This window comes from Sphingomonas sp. (genome assembly GCF_025362505.1).
Classification (GTDB): Bacteria; Pseudomonadota; Alphaproteobacteria; order Sphingomonadales; family Sphingomonadaceae; genus Sphingomicrobium.
This window is the reverse complement of the sequence record NZ_JANYGG010000057.1, coordinates 1-14,555: the sequence shown is the minus strand read 5'-3', so window position 1 is coordinate 14,555 and position 14,555 is coordinate 1. Positions and strand designations below refer to the sequence as shown.

The 14,555-nt window shown below is 66.5% G+C and carries 10 protein-coding genes and 1 tRNA gene; 5 read left to right on the top strand and 6 right to left on the bottom strand.

All coding sequences use genetic code 11. The features are described 5' to 3' along the window. Both Q0R27_RS04625 and Q0R27_RS04620 read right to left on the bottom strand, forming a co-directional pair. The coding region (locus Q0R27_RS04625) for a DUF1343 domain-containing protein (RefSeq protein WP_293941470.1) at window positions 1–902 on the bottom strand (902 nt) is incomplete at its 3' end. Window positions 903–911: 9 nt separating this feature from the next. After that, window positions 912–1,451, bottom strand: a complete 540-nt coding sequence (locus Q0R27_RS04620; protein WP_293941467.1) for a DOMON-like domain-containing protein — start codon at window positions 1,449–1,451, stop codon at window positions 912–914. 116 nt (window positions 1,452–1,567) lie between these two features. Here Q0R27_RS04620 and tyrS point away from each other — a divergent pair, with 116 nt between their 5' ends. Further along, window positions 1,568–2,788, top strand: a complete 1,221-nt coding sequence (gene tyrS, locus Q0R27_RS04615) for a tyrosine--tRNA ligase (RefSeq protein WP_293941464.1) — start codon at window positions 1,568–1,570, stop codon at window positions 2,786–2,788. Here the strand turns inward: tyrS and recG are convergent. After that, complete coding sequence (gene recG, locus Q0R27_RS04610) at window positions 2,785–4,836, bottom strand: ATP-dependent DNA helicase RecG (RefSeq protein ID WP_293941461.1); 2,052 nt, start codon at window positions 4,834–4,836, stop codon at window positions 2,785–2,787. The two genes, tyrS and recG, sit on opposite strands and share 4 nt — an antisense overlap. A gap of 99 nt (window positions 4,837–4,935) precedes the next feature. Between recG and Q0R27_RS04605 the strand changes: the two genes are divergently transcribed. After that, window positions 4,936–5,196 carry a succinate dehydrogenase assembly factor 2 gene (locus tag Q0R27_RS04605; protein WP_293941458.1) on the top strand — a complete coding sequence of 87 codons (261 nt, stop codon included), beginning with the start codon at window positions 4,936–4,938 and terminating at the stop codon, window positions 5,194–5,196. After that, entirely contained in the window at window positions 5,193–8,699 is a 3,507-nt protein-coding gene (mfd, locus tag Q0R27_RS04600; RefSeq protein WP_293941455.1) for a transcription-repair coupling factor, read from the top strand. Before Q0R27_RS04605 ends, mfd begins: the two co-directional genes overlap by 4 nt. 3 nt (window positions 8,700–8,702) lie before the next feature. Here the strand turns inward: mfd and Q0R27_RS04595 are convergent, their stop codons facing one another. Beyond that, window positions 8,703–9,551 (bottom strand): EAL domain-containing protein, encoded by an 849-nt coding sequence (locus Q0R27_RS04595; protein ID WP_293941452.1) that lies wholly within the window; start codon window positions 9,549–9,551, stop codon window positions 8,703–8,705. A gap of 104 nt (window positions 9,552–9,655) precedes the next feature. Here Q0R27_RS04595 and Q0R27_RS04590 point away from each other — a divergent pair, with 104 nt between their 5' ends. Further along, window positions 9,656–10,468, top strand: coding sequence for an NAD kinase (locus Q0R27_RS04590; RefSeq protein ID WP_293941449.1), 813 nt, complete (start codon window positions 9,656–9,658; stop codon window positions 10,466–10,468). Between the two features lie 69 nt (window positions 10,469–10,537). Then, window positions 10,538–10,612, top strand: a tRNA-Asn gene (locus Q0R27_RS04585). 42 nt (window positions 10,613–10,654) lie between these two features. On the opposite strand, the gene putA is transcribed toward Q0R27_RS04585, so the two are convergent. Next, window positions 10,655–13,753, bottom strand: coding sequence for a bifunctional proline dehydrogenase/L-glutamate gamma-semialdehyde dehydrogenase PutA (putA, locus tag Q0R27_RS04580; protein ID WP_293941446.1), 3,099 nt, complete (start codon window positions 13,751–13,753; stop codon window positions 10,655–10,657). Between the two features lie 10 nt (window positions 13,754–13,763). After that, window positions 13,764–14,555: SEC-C metal-binding domain-containing protein (locus Q0R27_RS04575; RefSeq protein WP_293941443.1), on the bottom strand; the 792-nt coding region annotated here is incomplete at its 5' end.

The following is a 14,555-nucleotide window of genomic DNA, read 5'->3' as shown; positions in this document are numbered from 1 at the left end:
CACAGCGTTTTGGCGTGCTTGTGGAACGTCGGCTCGAACCACACTTGCCGGATCGCGCAGCCTTCGAGCCATTTAGGAGCAAACCGCCGCATCTCTTCGAGAACCGCGCCAGCGTCGATGTCGGGCGCGCCGAACAGCACTTCGAGCGGACGCGTGGTTCCCCGCCCCTCGCTCAACGTCGCGCCCTCGATCATCACCGTCCCGGCATAGGCGCGCGCCATGTTGAGGCTGGCGGCGTTGGGGCTGGGGTTGATCCACAGCCACTCGGGCGGCCAGCCATACCCCGGTCCGGCATCGGGCTGCCACCGCTCCATCGATACCACGCGATAATCGACGTCGATCGCGAAATGATCGATGAACCAGTGACCAAGCTCGCCCAGCGTCAGCCCGTGCCGCATCGGCATCGGCCCCGCCCCGACGAAGCTCTCCCAACCGGGAAGCAGCGCCGTACCCTCGACCGGACGACCGGCGGGGTTGGGCCGATCGAGCACCCATACCGCCTTGCCATGTTCGGCGGCGGCCTCGAGCATGTAGAGCAAGGTCGTGATGAAGGTGTAGATCCGGCAGCCGAGGTCCTGCAGGTCGATCAGCGCCACATCGAACTCGGCCATCATCGCCGCGGTCGGCCGCCGCACCTCGCCGTAAAGGCTGAACACCGGGATGCCGAGGCCGGGATCGCGATAATCCGCGCTCTCGACCATATTATCCTGCTTGTCGCCCTTCAGCCCATGCTGCGGCCCGAACGCAGCAGTGAGGTTCAAAAGCGGAGCAAGCACATCGAGCGAGTGGTCGAGCTCCTTCGTCACCGACGCCGGATGCGCAACCAGCGCAACCCTCTTTCCCTCGAGCGGCGCACGAAGCGCGGGGTCGGCGATCAGCCGGTCGATTCCGAACAGGGTCATTCCCGCTGCCTAACCAAGCTTCGCCGTGAAGCAATCGGCATGATGGAAATCGGGCGGCCCGGCGGGGTGGGCGAGCGCCCAATAGCTTTTCGTCCCGTCGGCCTCCTCCAGCACCGCCGACAGGCCGAGCGCGAATTTCTCGTCCGACGGCACCGCAATCGTCGCGCCAACTCCCCACCAAATGAGATTGTCCTCGAACCGGACGTAGGGCGGCGCGCCCAAATCGGCCTTCGTCATCCCTTCGCGATATCCGCTGAACGAATAAGCCGCCCAGTCGCCGGACGGAGCGAAGTTCCATTCGGCATAACCCGGCGCGCTGCCCGGTCGAAGAAAAGCTTCGAAACAGGTTGTTTGCCACAGCTCGTCGGCGCGATCCGGCTCGTCGGTTGCGGGAATAACAAACCGAGAGGCCGGCGCGGCCACGCAGAAGAAGATGTTCGCCGTCGCCATCAGCCCGAACGAGGCCGAACGATCAACATTGACCCACAGCTTGAACGGCGCGCCAGCGGGGGGCGTATCCGGATGAGGGATGAGAGCGAACGACTGCATACTCGCATCCTATCGCCATTCTCGCGAAAGCGGGAACCCGGTTTTTCTTCGCTGCGCCGGGTCTTTGCATGCGCGGGGATGACGAACAACGCGGGCTCGGCTAGTCGCTTTCCAGCATGACCTACCAATCTACCCTCCTCAGCACTCTCGACGAGCGCGGCTATATCCATCAGGCAACCGACGCCGCGGCGCTCGACGCCTTGGCGCAGACGCAGGTCATCCCGGCCTACATCGGCTTCGACGCGACCGCGCCGTCGCTCCACGTCGGCAGTCTGGTGCAGATCATGATGCTCCGCCGCCTGCAGCAGGCCGGGCACAAGCCGGTCGTCCTGATGGGCGGCGGCACGACCAAGGTCGGCGATCCCTCGGGCAAGGACGAGAGTCGCAAACTGCTCACCAGCGACGACATCGCCGCCAACATCGCTGGCATCAGGGGCGTGTTCGAACGCTTCCTGACGTTCGGGGATGGTCCCACCGACGCGGTGATCGTCGATAACGCCGACTGGCTCGACCGGTTGAACTACGTCGAGTTCCTGCGCAATGTCGGACGCCACTTCACCATCAACCGCATGCTGACCTTCGACTCGGTCAAGCTCCGCCTCGACCGCGAACAGCCGCTGACCTTCCTCGAATTCAACTACATGATCCTGCAGGCCTACGACTTTGCCGAACTTGCCCGCCGCTCGGGCGTGCGGCTGCAAATGGGCGGGTCGGACCAGTGGGGCAATATCGTCAACGGCCTCGAGCTCGCCCGCCGCATGGACGGCGCCGAGCTCTACGGCCTGACCACCCCGCTGATCACCACCGCCGATGGCGGCAAGATGGGCAAGACCGCGGCGGGAGCGGTGTGGCTCAACGCCGACCGGGTTTCGCCCTACGACTATTGGCAGTTCTGGCGGAACACCCAGGACGGGGACGTGGTCAGGTTCCTCAAGCTGTTCACCGACCTGCCGCTTGAGGCGATCGCCAGGCTCGGCGCGCTGGAGGGGGCGGACATCAACCAGGCGAAGATCGCCCTCGCCACCGCCGCGACCACGCTGCTCCACGGCGAAGAAGCCGCCGAGGCTGCCGAAGAGACCGCCCATCGCACCTTCGCTCAGGGTGCCTCGGACGAGAATTTGCCAAGCCTCGCCACCGGGGGCGAGATCGGCGTCGTCGCGGCACTGGTCGGCCTCGGCTTCGCTAGTTCTAACGGCGAGGCGCGGCGCAAGATCGGCGAGGGCGCGGTGAAGGTCGACGGTGAACCGGTGAGCGATCCGCATCTGGTTGTGACGGTCGGCGACACACCAGTGAAGCTCAGCCTCGGCAAGAAGAAACACGGGCTGCTGACCCGCTAACCGCTCCTGATCAGATCGATCGCCTGGTCGCGCTCGAACAGATAGAGCGCGATCCGCGCCGCCTGCCCGCGCTCGCTCGCCAGCCCGCCGTCGCGATCGAGCAGCAGCCGCGCATCGTCGGTCGCCATCGGCACCAGCTCGGACACCTGCTCCGGCGTCGCGACGCGGAACTGCTGTTCGCCCGACTGGCGCGTGCCGAGGATCTCGCCCGGACCGCGCAGCCGCAAATCTTCCTCGGCGATGCGGAACCCGTCATTGGTCTCCCTCATCAGGGCGAGCCGCGCGCGCCCGGTCTCGCTGAGTTGCTGACCCCGGATCAGCAGGCAGGTCGATGCCCCCGCCCCGCGCCCGACGCGCCCGCGCAGCTGGTGGAGTTGCGCCAGGCCGAACCGCTCGGCGTCCTCGATGATCATCAGAGTCGAGTTGGGCACGTCGACCCCGACCTCGATCACCGTCGTGGCGATCAGCACCGCGAGGTGACCGGCGGCGAATGACGCCATGACGTCATCCTTCTCCACGCCCTTCATCCGCCCGTGCACCAGCCCGACCTTGTCCGGCCCGAAGCGCAGGCGAAGCACCGCGGCGCGCTGTTCAGCGGCGGCAGAATCGCTCTTCTCACTCTCCTCGACCAGCGGGCATACCCAATAGGCCTGGCCCCCGGCCGCGATGTGGCGGCCGAGCGCGTCGACCACCTCGGGCAGTTTCTCGTCGCTGATCACCCGCGTTTCGACCGGCGTGCGACCCGGCGGCATTTCGTCGAGCCGGCTGACGTCCATCTCGCCAAACTGGGTCAACGTCAGCGTGCGCGGGATCGGGGTCGCGGTCATCACCAGCAGGTGCGGCGGATGCGCGGCCTTTTCGGTCAGCAGCAGCCGCTGCGACACGCCGAAGCGGTGCTGTTCGTCGATCACGACCAGGCCAAGGCGCTTGTAGGCGACCTTCTCCTGAAAGATCGCGTGCGTGCCGACGAGGATGTCGATCGACCCGTCCGCCAGCCCCATCAGCACCGCTTCGCGAGCGCGGCCCTTGTCGCGCCCGGTGAGGATCGCGACGCGCACGCCGAGTGCGTCGAGCTGGCGCTGGAGGGTGGCGAAATGCTGGCGCGCGAGGATTTCGGTCGGGGCGAGGAACGCTGCCTGCGCCCCCGCCTCGACCGCCTCGAGCATCGCCAGCAGCGCGACGAGCGTCTTGCCCGACCCGACATCGCCCTGGAGTAGGCGGAGCATCGGCGCGGCCTGCGCCATATCGCTCCGGATTTCCTGCGCGACACGGGCCTGCGCGCTCGTTAGCTGATAAGGCAGCTGGAGCGCGCTGGTCAGCCGCTCGTCGCCGGCGAGCGGCACGCCCTTGCGCCGCCGGGCGTGCTGGCGGATCAGCATAAGCGCGAGCTGGTTGGCAAAAATCTCGTCATAGGCCAAGCGCTTGCGGACGTCAGTTGCGAGCGGATCTACATGAGCTTCGGCCAGCGCCATACGCCACGGCCGCCACCCGTCGCGCTGCAGCAACGACGGCTCGATCCATTCCGGCAACTCCGGCGCGCGCTGGAGCGCGGTCAGGGCCAGCTCGCGCATCCGGCGATTGGCGATGCCCTCGGTCAGCGGATAGATGGCCTCGCTCAGCGGTGGTTCGGCCCCGCCCTCGAGGATTTCGGGGTGAATGATCTGCCACTCGTCGCCAAAGGCTTCCAGCTTGCCCGACACGGTGCGCTGCTCGCCGAGCGGAAGCTGCTTCTTCGCCCAACCGGGATTGTTGAAGAAGGTCAGGGTGATGGTGTTGCCGTCGCGGTCGACGGCAAAGATCCGGGTCGGTCCCTTCCCCGCCGGCGAACGGCTGTCGAACGGGGTCACGTCGAGGATCAGGATGCGGCTGAGCATCGTTCCAGCTGCGGCGGGCACGCGGAGCCGATCGATCGTGCCGGTGGGCAGATGATAGGCGAGGTCGACCGCGCGCGTCAGGCCGAGGCGGGCGAGCGCCTTGGCAATTCCCGGGCCGACGCCCTTGAGCACTTCAACCTCGGCGAACAGGGGATTGAGGATCTCGGGGCGCATTCCCCTTCCCTAGCGCCAAGCGGCCCGAGCGCCTACATGCACCATCACCACCCGCGGCGATCCTCGCCGGCGGGACTTTTTCGCGTCGGGATCGGGCAAGTGGACGAAATAATACGAGCGTTCAAATATCGCGCCTGGCACCGCGGAACGCGCGAGGCCGACATGATGATCGGCGGGTTTTTCGATTCTCATCACGCTGTGTGGGGCGAAGCTGAGCGCGACTGGTTCGCCGATCTGCTCGAGGAAACCGACGTCGACATCATGGCGTGGGCGATCGGAGCCCAGCCGGTGCCGGAGCGCTATCAGGGCGCGATGATGGACGAACTTCGGCGGCTCGACTTTATCAAGGTTTTCAAGTGAACGACGCGCTTTCCCGGATATTGAAGGCGGGCGAACCGCTGATCCTGGCAGCAGTCCCGACCGGATTCCTGCCGTGGCTCGCCGCAGACCTCGCGCGCGCCGCCGATGGCACGGCAAAGAGCGGGCGCGCGGTGATCCTCGCCGCCGACGAAGCCGCCATGCGGGCGCTGGCCGACACCGTGCCGGTGTTCGCGCCCGAGGTCGAGGTGCTGACCCTGCCGGCGTGGGACTGCCTGCCTTACGACCGCGCGTCGCCGGCGCTGCGGGTGATGGCCGAGCGCCTGGCGACGCTCCAGTTGCTGCAGATTCCACGCAAGGGGCCGCAACTGCTTGTAACCACGGCGAATGCGGCGGCGCAGCGGATGCTGACTCCGTTCCGGATTCGCCAACTCACGCGGCGGCTGGCCGAGGGCGAGCGGATCGATCGCGATGCGCTGATCAAGCTGCTCGGCGCCAACGGCTACCAGCGCACCGACGCGGTCCATGACGCGGGCGACTATGCCGTGCGCGGATCGCTGATCGACCTGTTCCCGGCAGGCCAGAGCACCGCGATCCGGCTCGATTTCTTCGGCGACGAGATCGAGACGATGCGGCGTTTCGACCCTGCGGATCAGCGGACGACGGGCCCAGCCGAGGCGTTCACGCTGATGCCGGCGTCCGAGGCGCTGCTCGACGAGGAGAGCATCAAGCGGTTCCGCGCGCGCTATCGCGAAACGTTCGGCGCCAATGCGACCGGTGATCCGCTGTACCAATCGGTCAGCGATGGGCGGCGACTGGCGGGAATGGAGCATTGGCTGCCGCTGTTCGAGGAGAAATTGTCGACGCTGTTCGACCATCTCGGCGAGCATGACGTGATCCTGCGCGATCCCGGCGCCGATGGCTCGCACGAGACCCGGTCGGAGGCGATCCAGGACTATTTCGCCAATCGCGAGCAGGCGATGGTCGCCGAACCCGGCAGCTATCGACCGTTGCCGCCGTCGACCTTGTACCTGTCGGACAAGGAGTGGCGCGGGGCGATCGAGGGTCGCCGGATCCACCGCGCCTCGACCTTTCCCGAGCCGGCGAGCGAGCAGACCATCGACTTCGGTGTCGAAGGCGCGCGCGACTTCGCGCCCGAGCGAGCGCAGAACGTCAACATCTATGAAGCGGTCGTCGATCACGCCGCCAAGCTAAAGAAATCAAAGCATAAGGTCGTGCTCGCGAGCTATAGCCGCGGCGCGCGCGAACGGCTTGCCGGGCTGCTCGCCGACCATGGCCTCGAGCGGATCAAGCAGGCCGATACGTGGCAGGAAGCGCTCGGCGCCAAGGCCGATGCTGTGCTGCTGGTGCTGCCGCTCGACCATGGCTTCACCACGCCCGAAGTCGCGGTGCTCACCGAGCAGGACATGCTCGGCGATCGGCTCGTAAGGCGGAAGAAGCGCCGCAAGAGCGCCGACGCGTTTCTGGCCGAACTCGCGACCCTGTCGCCCGGTGATCTCGTCGTCCACGCTGATCATGGCGTGGCGCGCTACGACGGACTGACCTCGATCATGGTCGGCAAGGCGCCGCACGATTGCGTCGCGCTCGAGTATGCCGGCGGCGACAAGCTCTACGTCCCGGTCGAGAATATCGACGTGCTGACCCGCTACGGCAGCTCTGAGAGCGAGAAGGCCCCGCTGGACCGGCTCGGCGGCGAGGCGTGGCAGCGGCGCAAGGCGCGGATGAAGGAGCGGATCCGCGAGATTGCGGGCGAGCTGATCAAGACCGCCGCGATGCGCGCGACCCGGCCGGGCGCGGTGATCGAAGTCGACAGCGCTTACGCCTCGTTCGTGGACCGGTTCCCGTTCGAGGAAACCGACGACCAGGATCGTGCAATCGAGGAGGTGATCGGCGACCTCGCGGCTGGCAATCCGATGGACCGACTGGTGTGCGGCGACGTCGGCTTCGGCAAGACCGAGGTCGCCCTGCGCGCCGCCTTCGTCGCGGCGATGGCGGGCTATCAGGTCGCGCTGATCGGCCCGACCACTCTGCTAGTCCGCCAGCATTTCAACAATTTCGTCGAGCGGATGAAGGGCTTCCCGATCGAGGTCGGGCGACTGTCGCGGCTGGTCACGGCGGCCGAGACGAAAAAAACCAGGGAAGGCTTGGAAAAGGGCACGGTCGATATCGTTATCGGCACCCACGCTCTTTTGGCGAAGACGATCAAGTTCAAGAAGTTGGGGCTCGTCATTGTCGACGAGGAACAGCATTTCGGAGTGACCCACAAGGAGCGGCTGAAGGCGCTTCGGGCCGACGTCCATGTCCTTACCCTGACCGCGACCCCGATCCCGCGCACGCTGCAGATGGCGATGTCGGGCCTGCGCGAACTATCGGTGATCCAGACCCCGCCGGTCGACCGGCTGGCGGTGCGGACCTATGTCACTCCGCGCGATCCGGTGGTTATCCGCGAGGCGCTGCTGCGCGAACATTATCGCGGCGGGCAGAGCTTCTATGTCGTTCCGCGGATCGCCGATCTCGCTGACATCGAGGAATGGCTGCGCGAGGAAGTACCCGAAGTGCGCGCGATCACTGCGCATGGGCAGTTGAGTCCGTCTGAGGTCGAGGAGCGGATGAGCGCCTTCTACGACCGCAAATACGACGTCTTGCTGTCAACCACGATCGTCGAGAGCGGGCTCGATATCCCGAGTGCGAACACGCTGGTGGTGCATCGCGCCGACCGGTTCGGGCTGGCGCAATTATACCAGCTGCGCGGGCGCGTCGGGCGATCGAAGACCCGTGCCTATGCCTATCTCACGACCACTCCTGATCGCAGCATCTCTCAAGGCGCCGACAAACGACTGCAGGTACTGGCCAATCTCGACAGCCTCGGTGCGGGGTTCCAGCTCGCCAGCCACGACCTAGATATTCGTGGTGCGGGCAATTTGCTCGGCGACGAGCAGTCGGGGCACATCAAGGAAGTCGGGTTCGAGCTCTACCAGTCGATGCTCGAGGAGGCGATCCTCGAGATGAAGGCGGGCGGCGGCGAGCGCCGCGAGGAATATGCGCCGCAGATCAGCGTCGAGGCGCCGATCCTCATCCCCGAAACCTATGTGCTCGATCTCGACCTCAGGATGGGTCTGTACCGCCGGCTGGCCGAACTCGACGACCGGCAGGAGGTCGAGGCCTTTGCCGCCGAACTGATCGACCGGTTCGGGCCCCTGCCCCAGGAGACATCGAACCTGCTCCAGATCGTCGAGACCAAGATCAATTGCCGCAAGGCGCGGATCGCCAAGCTCGACGTCGGCGCCAAGGGTGCGGTGGTGACCTTCGTTCCCGACGGCTTCCCCGATCTTGCCGGGCTGTTCGCCTATGTCGAGCGGTTGAAAGGCGCGGCCAGGTTGCGGCCCGACAGCAAACTGGTCGTATCGCGCGACTGGCCGAGCGACGAGGCGCGGCTGACCGGCGCGGTGCAATTGTCGCGCGGGCTGGCGCGGGTGCTGGCGGCGGGTGAGGCGGCGTTGAAGAAAGAGCTCGAGCCGGCGTGAGCGTCAGGCGGTTTGCGCCAGTGAGGCGGTGACGAAGCGCTCGAGCTCATCGCAGTCGAGCGCGCCCGCCCCAAGGAATCCCTGGTAAAGGTCGCAGCCCCAGTCGGCGACGAGCAGCAGTTGCTCAACCGATTCAACGCCCTCGACGACGACTTTGAGACCAAGTTCGCGCGCGAGGTGGATCATCGCGCGGACCACGATCCGGTCGCGCGACCCGCCCACGAGGTCGGCGATCATCGCGCGATCGATCTTGAGCGTGTCGAGCGGCAGGGTCGTCAGATACGCGAGGCTCGAATATCCGGTGCCAAAATCGTCGATCGCGATCTGCACCCCGGCGGCGCGCAGGCAGGCGAGTCGCGCCGCGGCGGCCGGCTGGTCCGAGATCAGGCTCGATTCGGTGATTTCGACGGTCACTCGCTCGGGCCGCAGTCCAGCGGCCTCAATCTCCGCAAGCAGCCAGCCGACATAGCCGTCGCGCGTCAGGTCCTGGGGGATGAGGTTGATCGAAACCCGCAGGGCTTGGAGCGGACCGCGCCAATTGCCGGCCGTGCGGAGTGCCTTGCGCTGGACGACGCGCGACAGCCGCTCGCTCAAGCCGTGCGCAGCGGCGCGGGCGAACAAAGCCTCGGGGCCGGCTTCTCGGTCCCAGCGGGCGAGGGCTTCCACACCGACGACCCGGCCGGTACCGGGCTCGATCTGCGGCTGGAACAGGATCGCGAACTGATCACGGGCGATCGCCCGCTCAAGTTCATGGTCGCGCTCTATTGGCAACGGTTGCGGCACCGGCGTGTCGGACGCGCGCTTGTCCAGGTCTTTGCCCTCCCGGGCTCGACAATTTGGAAAATCGACCATTCCTTCGACCCCTGGGCCGACACGAACCAGGAAGGAAGTCGCGCAATCGTGCCGACCCATCGCGGGACAGTGGCGCGGCGTCATGAAATCCCTATGCTCCGCGCATGAATCGCGAGGCCCATCCCCCGTCCACCTCGTCGCGCCGTGCGCTTGCCGGCGTCGGGCTGCTCGCGTCGGGCACCGAGGTTGCACAGGTCGCCGCCGGATTGCTCCGGACGCGTTACCGCTGGGAGGAGGCTCAGACGGCCGACACGCTGGTGGCCCTGGGCGGTGATGGGTTCATGCTGCAGACGCTGCACCTGATGCTCGAGCAGGGAGCGCCGCGCCCGGTGTTCGGGATGAACCGCGGAACGGTCGGTTTCCTGATGAACGACTGGCGGCTCGACCGGCTGGCGCAACGAATCGCCAATGCCAAGGCGATCAAGGTCACCCCGCTGACCATGACGGCGACGACGATCGACGGAGGGACCGTTATCCGCGCAGCGATAAACGAAGTCTCGCTGCTCCGCGAAACCCGCCAGACCGCCAAGATCGAGGTTAGCGTCAACGGCCGTGTCGTCATGCCGGAGCTGGTTTGCGACGGGGTGCTAGTGGCGACGCCGGCAGGTTCGACCGCCTACAACCTGTCCGCCCACGGTCCGCTCCTGCCGCTCGCCGCGAAACTGCTCGCACTGACGCCGATCAGCCCGTTCCGCCCACGCCGCTGGCAGGGCGCGATCCTGCAGGACGATGTCGTGATCCGATTTCGCGTCCTTGATCCGCTCAACCGGCCGGTATCGGCGGTGGCCGACCAGTATGAAGTGCGCGACGTAGTGACGGTCGACGTCTGCCTGTCGAAGGGCCCGACGCTAACCTTGTTGTTCGACCCCGAACACGCCCTCGACGAGCGGATCACGCTGGAGCAATTTGCGCACTGATTGAGCGCTGGGGGCTTGCCTTGGAACGTCGCGGCGCTAAAGGGGGCCTCGCTTCGTACGACGAGGTGTTCCCCGGTAGCTCAGCGGTAGAGCGTTCGACTGTTAATCGAATGGTCGCCTGTTCGAATCAGGCCCGGGGAGCCATCGCTGTTGGTTCCCGAGGCGCTGGCTGGCACCGTTCTTCGATCAAACAGAGGCCATCAGGGTCGCGTTGCCACCCGCCGCGGTGGTGTCGATGCAGGTCACGCGCTCGGTGGCGAAGCGCGCGACATAATGTGGGCCGCCGGCCTTGGGGCCAGTTCCCGAAAGTCCTTCGCCGCCGAACGGCTGGCTTTCGACCACCGCGCCGATCTGGTTGCGGTTGACGTAGAAGTTGCCGACGCGGGCGCGGCGTTCGACCAGCGTCCGCGTCGTGTCGATCCGGCTTTGCAGGCCGAGTGTCAGGCCGAAACCGGTGGCGTTGATTGCGTCGATGACGGCCTCGAGTTCGCCCGATTTCCAGCGCACGACGTGGAGGACCGGACCGAAATGCTCAGCGGCGAGGTCGGCCAGGCTCGCGATTTCCATCATCGTCGGGGCGACGAAGTGTCCGGGAAGATCAGGCAGTTCGAGCATGGCGAGCAGCTTTGCCTTGCCGGTGAGTTCGGCGATGTGGTCGTCGAGCACGCGCTTGGCGTCCTCGTCGATCACCGGGCCGACATCGGTCCTGAGGTCGCGCGGGTCGCCGACCGTCAGCGCTTGCATGGCACCCGCAATCATCTCGAGCATGCTGTCGGCGACATCGTCCTGGACGAACAGTACCCGCAGCGCCGAGCAGCGCTGGCCGGCGCTCTGGAACGACGACCAGATGACATCGCGGGTAACCTGTTCGGGCAGCGCCGACGAATCGACTATCATGACATTCTGGCCGCCGGTCTCGGCGATCAGCGGGATGATCGGTCCAGGCCGTTCGGCCAGGCCGCGGTTGATCTTGCGCGCGGTATCGGTCGACCCGGTGAAGGCGACGCCAGCGATAAGCGGGTGGGCGGTCAGCGCCGCACCTGTCGAGCCATCGCCCGGGACGAGCTGGACGATGGCGCGCGGGATCCCCGCCTCGTGCATGAGCTCGATGGCGAGCGCGCCGATCAGCGGCGTCTGCTCGGCCGGCTTGGCCAGCGCTGCGTTGCCCGCCGCCAGTGCCGCTGCGACCGGGCCGATGAAGATGGCGAGCGGGAAATTCCACGGGCTAATACAGGCGAACACCCCGCGTCCGTGAAGCCGCAATTCGTTGAGCTCGCCGGTCGGCCCGGGCAATGACGTTGGCCGGTCGAACTTCGCCCGGGCTTCGGCAGCGTAGAAGCGGAGGAAATCGACCGCCTCGCGCACTTCGAGGACGGCGTCGGGGAGGGTCTTGCCGGCCTCGCGGATGCACAGCGAGTAAAACAACTCGCGGCGAGCCTCGAACAGGTTGGCGGCAAGGTCGAGCAGACGGGCCCGCTCCACGCCGCCGAGCGCGTCCCAGTCATGCTGGGCGGGAGACGCAGCGCGAGCCGCTGCGTCGACGGCGGCTGCGTCGGCATCGCTGACCTGGCCGACGACCAACTGCGTATCGAAGGGTGATACGACGGCACGCGGTGTCCCGCCCTGCCCCATCGTCGGCTTGGCGTTCCAATTCCTGGTTTCTAGACTGCGCAGGCGGTCGAGCAGCGGTTCGCGGACCAGCGGGTCGCTGAGGTCGCAGCCAGCGCTGTTGCGGCGGCCCTTGCCGAAGATCGCGCTGGGCAGCGCGATCGCGGCGTTGCGCTTGGGCGTCATGGCCGACAGCTCGGCGACGGGATCGCGGACCAGTGCCTCGAGCGGGATCTCGTCGTCGGCGATGCGATTGACGAAGCTCGAATTGGCGCCGTTCTCGAGCAGACGCCGGACGAGATAGGCAAGCAATTCCTTGTGGCTACCAACCGGCGCATAGATCCGCACCGGGGTCTGCGGTTGCCCCATTTCGCGCTCTAGCGACGCCAGTTCCTCATACAGCCCCTCGCCCATGCCGTGGAGCCGCTGGAACTCGAGCGGTTTGCCTCCAGCGAGCGCCTTGATCGCGCCGATCGTGGTGGCGTTGTGAGTGGCGAAGGCGGGGTAGATCACGGCGTCGGCGGCGAGCATCGCCTTGGCGCAGGCGAGGTAAGAGACGTCGGTCGCGACCTTGCGGGTGAACACTGGATAGTCGTCGAGCCCGGCAACCTGCGCCGCCTTGATCTCGCTGTCCCAATAAGCGCCCTTGACCAGCCGGACCATCAGCCGGCGACGGGTCTTGCGGCCAAGATCGGCAACCCAGCCGACCAGTGGCACGGCGCGCTTCTGATAGGCCTGGATCGCCAGGCCGAAGCCGCCCCAGTTGTTGGCGAACAGCCCATCATCGGCGGCGAGTGCCTCGATGATGTCGAGCGATAATTCGAGGCGATCGGCTTCCTCGGCGTCGATGGTGAAATGGACGTCGGCTGCGCTGGCCTTGACGGCGAGGTTGCGCAGCACCGGCAGCATCGCCGCCTTGGCTTCGTCGGCGTGGGCGAATTCGAAGCGCGGGTGGAGCGCCGAGAGTTTGACCGAAATGCCGGGCGCGGCGCGAAACCCGCCTTTCGCGCTGGCGGCGATGCGGTCGAGCGCGCCGGCGTAAGCGGCGGCATAGTGGGCGGCGTCGGCGTGGGTCTTGGCGGCCTCGCCGAGCATGTCGAAGCTGTGGCTAAGTCCCTTCGCCTGCTCGGGTTTGGCGCGCGCCAAGGCTTCGTCGATGGTGCGGCCAAAGACGAATTGCGCGCCGAGGATCTTCATCCCCTGCCCCACCGCAGTGCGGATAACGGGTTCGCCGAGCCGTCCGACCGCCCGGCCGAGGCTCGCCCGCCAGCCTTCGGTACGGTCGTTGGCGTGATCGAGCACCTTGCCGGTGAGCAACAGCGAAATCGTCGCGGCGTTGACGAAGGTCGAACGCGATCCGCCAAGCTGCTCCGTCCAGTCCGGGCCGGACAGCTTGTCGTGGATAAGGTCGTCAGCGGTCTCTGCGTCGGGAATGCGCAGCAGCGCTTCGGCGAGGCACATCAGCGCCACGCCCTCGTCGCTGCCAAGGTCATAGGCGCGGAGGAAGGCGTCGAGCCCGGCGGGCTTGTGCGCCCTCACCTGCTCGGCCAGCGTGCGCGCGATTGCGCTGGCGACCGGCGCGGCGCTGGCCGGAAGTCGCGCCTGCTCGAGCCGCTCTGCGACTACCCGCTCTTCGTCAGGCCGATAGGCAGCCCGCAGCGCGCCGCGATCGATCATCGCGGCCAGCTCAGGCCAGCGCGCCGTGGCAATGCTTGTACTTGCGGCCCGATCCGCACGGGCATGGCGAGTTGCGGCTCTCGGGCTCGGGCACGGTGCCAATCATTGCTCCGGCCGCGCGCTCGGCGTCGGTCGCGCTGGGATCGAGGCTAAGCATCGGCGGCAGCAGCGACTGGAGCGGCGGACGGCTCGACAGGATCGCGCCAGTCGCCCGGTCGATGTCCGCCGTATCGTCGTCACCCGACAGCGGATCGATGTGACTGGTGATAAAATCGGGTAGCTCGAATGGCGCTGGCTCGAGCGTGACCTGCGCCCGCATCAGCACCCGCGTACAATCCTCTCGGATCGCGATCAGCAGCCGCTCGAACAGCAGGAAGGCCTCCTGCTTATACTCGTCGATCGGCTTCTTCTGGGCATAGCTGCGCAGATGGATAACCTGGCGAAGCGCGTCGAGCGTCGCGAGATGCTCCTTCCAGAAATGGTCGAGCGTCTGGATCATCACGCTCTTTTCGACCTGGACCCAATGGTCACCCTCAACGCCAGCAATCTTGGCTTCCATGATGCCGTCGGCCTCTGCCTGCACGCGCTCGGCGATCATGTCGGGCTCGACCGCTTCCTCGCCCAACCAGCTATCGATTGGCGGCTGGAGGCCGAGCACCGCCTCGACGCTTTCCTTCAATCCGGCGACATCCCACTGTTCGGGATAGGTGCCTGGCGGGCAGTGGGCGGCGACGATGCTGGCGACGGTGTCGGCACGCATGTCGGTGACAACGTCGCTGACATGGTCCGAATCCATGATGTC

Excerpts from the sequence above, each read along its gene's own strand:
- Q0R27_RS04620 (WP_293941467.1), bottom strand. The coding sequence starts at position 1,451 with ATGCAGTCGTTCGCTCTCATCCCTCATCCGGATACGCCCCCCGCTGGC.
- tyrS (WP_293941464.1), top strand. The coding sequence starts at position 1,568 with ATGACCTACCAATCTACCCTCCTCAGCACTCTCGACGAGCGCGGCTAT.
- recG (WP_293941461.1), bottom strand. The coding sequence starts at position 4,836 with ATGCGCCCCGAGATCCTCAATCCCCTGTTCGCCGAGGTTGAAGTGCTC.
- Q0R27_RS04595 (WP_293941452.1), bottom strand. The coding sequence starts at position 9,551 with ATGGTCGATTTTCCAAATTGTCGAGCCCGGGAGGGCAAAGACCTGGAC.
- Q0R27_RS04590 (WP_293941449.1), top strand. The coding sequence starts at position 9,656 with ATGAATCGCGAGGCCCATCCCCCGTCCACCTCGTCGCGCCGTGCGCTT.
- putA (WP_293941446.1), bottom strand. The coding sequence starts at position 13,753 with ATGATCGATCGCGGCGCGCTGCGGGCTGCCTATCGGCCTGACGAAGAG.